This window comes from Propionivibrio sp., from assembly GCF_049316945.1.
Classification (GTDB): domain Bacteria; phylum Pseudomonadota; class Gammaproteobacteria; order Burkholderiales; family Rhodocyclaceae; genus Propionivibrio.
Window position 1 is genome coordinate 1 of sequence record NZ_JBMOJE010000236.1, and the last position, 4,262, is coordinate 4,262.

The 4,262-nt window shown below is 53.6% G+C and carries 6 protein-coding genes; 3 read left to right on the forward strand and 3 right to left on the reverse strand.

Going from position 1 to position 4,262, the window contains the following annotated elements:
• Positions 1–906 precede the first annotated feature (906 nt).
• Together ACOYNV_RS26085 and ACOYNV_RS26090 are read left to right on the forward strand one after the other, a co-directional pair.
• Positions 907–1,125: a hypothetical protein gene (locus ACOYNV_RS26085; protein ID WP_422902736.1), complete on the forward strand. Its 219-nt coding sequence runs from the start codon at positions 907–909 to the stop codon at positions 1,123–1,125.
• Between the two features lie 141 nt (positions 1,126–1,266).
• Positions 1,267–1,608: a hypothetical protein gene (locus ACOYNV_RS26090; RefSeq protein WP_422902737.1), complete on the forward strand. Its 342-nt coding sequence runs from the start codon at positions 1,267–1,269 to the stop codon at positions 1,606–1,608.
• A 403-nt stretch (positions 1,609–2,011) separates the two neighbouring features.
• On the opposite strand, the gene ACOYNV_RS26095 is transcribed toward ACOYNV_RS26090, so the two are convergent.
• On the reverse strand, positions 2,012–2,413 hold the full coding sequence (locus tag ACOYNV_RS26095; protein ID WP_422902738.1) for a type II toxin-antitoxin system MqsA family antitoxin: 402 nt from the start codon (positions 2,411–2,413) through the stop codon (positions 2,012–2,014).
• The gene (locus ACOYNV_RS26100; RefSeq protein WP_422902739.1) at positions 2,410–2,724 is read right to left on the reverse strand and encodes a type II toxin-antitoxin system MqsR family toxin; all 315 of its coding nucleotides are present in this window, start codon (positions 2,722–2,724) and stop codon (positions 2,410–2,412) included. Before ACOYNV_RS26100 ends, ACOYNV_RS26095 begins: the two co-directional genes overlap by 4 nt.
• A gap of 259 nt (positions 2,725–2,983) precedes the next feature.
• Between ACOYNV_RS26100 and ACOYNV_RS26105 the strand changes: the two genes are divergently transcribed.
• On the forward strand, positions 2,984–3,478 hold the full coding sequence (locus tag ACOYNV_RS26105) for a helix-turn-helix domain-containing protein (protein ID WP_422902740.1): 495 nt from the start codon (positions 2,984–2,986) through the stop codon (positions 3,476–3,478).
• Positions 3,479–3,531: 53 nt separating this feature from the next.
• On the opposite strand, the gene ACOYNV_RS26110 is transcribed toward ACOYNV_RS26105, so the two are convergent.
• On the reverse strand, positions 3,532–4,191 hold the full coding sequence (locus ACOYNV_RS26110; RefSeq protein ID WP_422902741.1) for a transposase: 660 nt from the start codon (positions 4,189–4,191) through the stop codon (positions 3,532–3,534).
• Positions 4,192–4,262 lie beyond the last annotated feature (71 nt).

The following is a 4,262-nucleotide window of genomic DNA, read 5'->3' on the forward strand; positions in this document are numbered from 1 at the left end:
CGACTTAATCAATGGCCGGTTTGGAGAAAATTCGTCACCGTCCGCAAATGGCCGTCAGCTGCCGACCAGTTTTGCCAAAAACTTTAAGTCATCAGCATTGTGCACTGCATTATGTTTATCAATCAAAAAATAATTAATATACCAACTTAACCATATTAACTTTCCATTTTGTAGTCCAAGTTTTTGAGCGCTGGGCTATGCCAATCAGACACTTGCTCTATCACCGATCGAACTCTTGCGCTCCCAAAGCACGCCCCATTCGGTTATCGCGCGGGTTTCTCCCCGGCGTGGCCGAACCTTTACAGGGTGCGAGAGGTCGAAACGATTCGTTACGTCACACCAATAGGGAGCGGAGCCATTGCACGGGGTACGGCAACTGCTTACCCGCGAGTTGGCCTGCAACAAATACCTCACCCGTAGCACCCTGAACACGTTGGCCGTTCAGCTCAATCTAAAACGGGACGAGATACGGGATGCAATGAATCAGTTGTTTTAAGGGAGGGGCAAATAAGTATTTGCACCCCGTTGAATCAGCCATTGGTTCGCCATCAATTAGATGAGGGCTAAATCAAAAGCGTGTGTAGTTATATTCACCTACTAAATTCCTCTTAAGTTCGCTGCCGCCCTACAGGAAATGCAGCGGCAACTAACCAACCTCCGCATGTTTTCTGCCTCTCTACGGTTCGCCGAAACAGTTTGGCGAGGGGTGGCTAACCAATAAAAACACAGACGCAGCGGCTGAGCTCAATAGTCCGCCAATGAGTCCTTCCTGGTATTTCTTGCCCCGGAACGAAACTGAAAGAGAGCAACAGAATGACAGTCTCACGCAGAGTTACAGATCGAAAAGCTTACACGGTGTTTCAGTGCTCAAGCTGCGGCAACGTGATCACCGACCCGGAGGGTGCAATGGCCGTCTGGGACATGGAACGTGAAGATACGGACCTGTTCGAGTTGCCGGTTCATACGGCGCATAAAGGGCAATGTCTCAGGCAGGTCGAAGTGGTTATCGAAGACAGTGGTGGCGACATGGGCAGCATTGAAATGGTCGAGTTCATCGCTGACTTGATGCGAAACACACAGGAACCAAACCTGCGCAGCGAAAACAACAGGAGAACAACACAATGACCGCATTGATCGCCAACAGTATCCTGCCGCCGATTTTGCCTAAATTTACCATGCCTGGCGGCAAATCAAAGACGCCTTCACGCGCCTGAAGTGGCGTCTTGGCCTGGAGAACACTCCAACCTGGAGCCTTGGTGACCATCATTGATCAATGATTTTTTATCCATAGGCTTGGCGCTACGCGTAACCCGAACCATATTATCGATGGCAGCAACCGCATCTCCGTCATCCAGACGCCTGCCGCTGCCGCCGGCAGCTATCGCCGCATTCATTGCCTCAGTGGAAACCACTGTTGGGCTCTCGTCCCAATCCCTTAAGGGCCGTCACGGATTGAAATGCATCTTTTCCATCCGCGCGATCCGCCGATTTGAGGCACCTACAAAGGCCAGCGCCCTATCTATCGAGCGGCTGGCCAAGATGGCACTTCTTGCCATCTTGGCCAGCCTCGGTAACAGCCGCTTCTTTGCTTTCTTCATATCGGTTTAACTTTCAGGCAGTGATTAGGGATTGTTGATGCGCGATCCAAATTGACCATCATGCGCGAATTTCATTGGCCAACCCTTGAACCGAGTTTATGGAAGGCACGCATGGCGCTTTGCTGTACCAGTCGGATGGAGTTAATCGCGGTCCAAAAAACCTACGTTTATTGTACCGGCCTCCCTAGCGTTTTGATTTGCAGATAATTCTGGTTTGCGGAGATTGAATGCAGGTCGGCACGGATAAATGCAGGTTTATTCGCAATTATTTCTGGTTTGCGGGTGCCGATAGATGCAGTTATTCCCGGTCGTAAATCGTGTTAAATGCAGGTCGGAGCGTTTTCAAATGCAGGTCGTTACACTTAATGCGTGGAAAATCGTCGAGCTGGTCGTTGGAGTTACGACGTAATGCGTTACGCCGCCCGCACCTCTGCCACTAACTCGGGGTGTCTATCAACCAACCGCAGCAGCTTCACCAGTGGCCCAGGTGCTTGCGACTCGCCGCGTTCGTACCGAGAGAAGGCGATCTTGCCGACGCCGACCAGTTGACCCGCTTCGACTTGGGTGAGGCCGAGTTTCTTCCGAATGCGCCGAATTTCCGCTTGTTGCCGTGCGTGTGATTTGGCGATCAAGGTGTCGCCGGCCGCGCCGTAGCGCAGGGCGCTTTCGTCATCGAACAGCGCTTCGTCGCAGGCCGTGCAGAACCATCCGGACAAGCCGCTAACAATCAGGGAATCGCCTTCGTAATTCACAACTTCAGTGCGCGCCTCTTCCTGCTTCATTTCAGCAGCGCATTGGGGGCAGATTCGGCTCATTCGTCTTTCTCCTTGAACTGAATAACAGGCGGCGATCCATCTGTGTATCCAGTGACCTTGACGTAGGCCACAACCCCGGAGGGCGTCATGGCGTGATACACGTCTTGCCACATGGTGTGATCCTGATGTGTCGTCATCGACTTGATGAAGTTGCCGCGGGTCATGCCGCGCACCACATCTACCAACTGGCCAACCGTCAGCCCCATTGCCAACCCGTTCTTTAACGCGGTCTTGGTGAAGGAGGCCGCGCCTCGTCGCGCTACCTCGCGTTGGATCTCAGACAAGGGATAGTGGGGCCGAGATTTTTCCATGGGCTTATTCTAGCAAGATGCGCTTAATTTATCAATTTGATAAATTCTGGCCGGAACCAGAGAGTCTCGTATGTCATACTACATCAAGGCCCTGTGGGAGCGAAGCTGCGATTTGCGACATTTTTGCTATCCGGCCTAGTGGGAGTCGGGTAACGCTCAAGCCAAGCGCGGCTTTAGCAATCGACAACTGGCACGGCATCGACTCGAAGACTTGCGCACGTTGTACCGGATCAGGGAAGGGAACATCAACGGGCTGTCCATGCCGCTACTTTTCTGGTCTCTCAACTTTCTGCTGCTATCCGGCGCAACGAACCCGACGCTGATTTACCACGAAGCCGGTGCACTGTGCCGTGAGTTCGGGTTGGGTGAGTTCAAAAGGAAAGACGAGCTCGGTACGCTGTACGCGAAAGCCAAGGATTTTGAGGCTGATAAGACGGTAACGTATCGTGGTCGTGAGTATCCGGCGTTGTACACGCCACGCAACAGTACCCTGATCGACATCTTCCAGATCGAGGCCGGTGATCAAGCACAGCTTAGAACGATCATTGGTGCGGACGAGTTGGCTACCCGGCACCGAGCGCAGGAAACAGTGAGGCGTCGGGCGGCAGGGGCAGTCTCGCGGGATACCCACCTGACGGCCAACGAAGATAAACGAGCCAGCGCCCGACTGATGGCTGCGCAGGGCATGAGCCAAATGGGAATTGCTGCTGAACTTGGCGTGTCTGTTGGATCAGTCAATTCTTGGATTCGTTGAGTGTTCAAAGTCCATGCGTACTACCAATGCAATGCTCACAACTTAGCATTTCATCATACCGGTTTGCTGGCAAAGGATAGATGAGGCTTTGGTCTTTTAGGTCGTGGCTGAGCACGGTCCGGGATGAATCGCTGAAGGTTTTTGGCGAGTTCTTGAAGCACGGGTTTGATGCGGCGGGTTGTCGCTCCCGCCTTGAGTAGCCATCGGCCGATCTGGCGCTTGATCTTGTCGAACGCTTGGGTGCGATTAATCTTGTAGGACGAGTCCGGATCCAGGCAGGCATCGGTGGCCGCATAGGCCGCCAGCGCATTGATATTGTCGCATATAGCCTTGGCACCGAAATCTTGCCTGGCCGCGTGCCAGGACAATCCGGACGTATACTCCAGCCCGAGTCGATGCTTGATGCGTTTGAACGCCTCCTCAATTCGCCACCTGCCGTGGTACAGGGCCGCAAACTCGCTTGCCGGATACCTGACCGGATCGAGCAAGGAAGTCATCACCACATGAACTCGCCCATTGGGTGTCACCACACGCACCAGGCGCACCGTGGTCGGCGTTTTCGGGCACTCATAATCGGCGGCATCGCGTGCTGACGGCGCCGGCAGAACAATCACTTGCTCGCTCAGGCCGGACTGAATGAACTGGCGAACCGCCTTGAAGCTCCGTGACATATCACAACGAATGCAGAAGTGAATATGACGCGCAGTCAGCACCGCAATAAGCCAGCGACTGTGCGCGGCGCCGTGAAACTACCATGAATTCGGCAACTTGAAAGTGCCAGTGG

What these genes read in the sequence shown, in the direction of transcription:
- ACOYNV_RS26105 (WP_422902740.1), top strand. Translation starts at nt 2,984, where the DNA reads ATGCCGCTACTTTTCTGGTCTCTCAACTTTCTGCTGCTATCCGGCGCA.
- ACOYNV_RS26095 (WP_422902738.1), bottom strand. Translation starts at nt 2,413, where the DNA reads ATGAGCCGAATCTGCCCCCAATGCGCTGCTGAAATGAAGCAGGAAGAG.
- ACOYNV_RS26100 (WP_422902739.1), bottom strand. Translation starts at nt 2,724, where the DNA reads ATGGAAAAATCTCGGCCCCACTATCCCTTGTCTGAGATCCAACGCGAG.
- ACOYNV_RS26085 (WP_422902736.1), top strand. Translation starts at nt 907, where the DNA reads ATGGCCGTCTGGGACATGGAACGTGAAGATACGGACCTGTTCGAGTTG.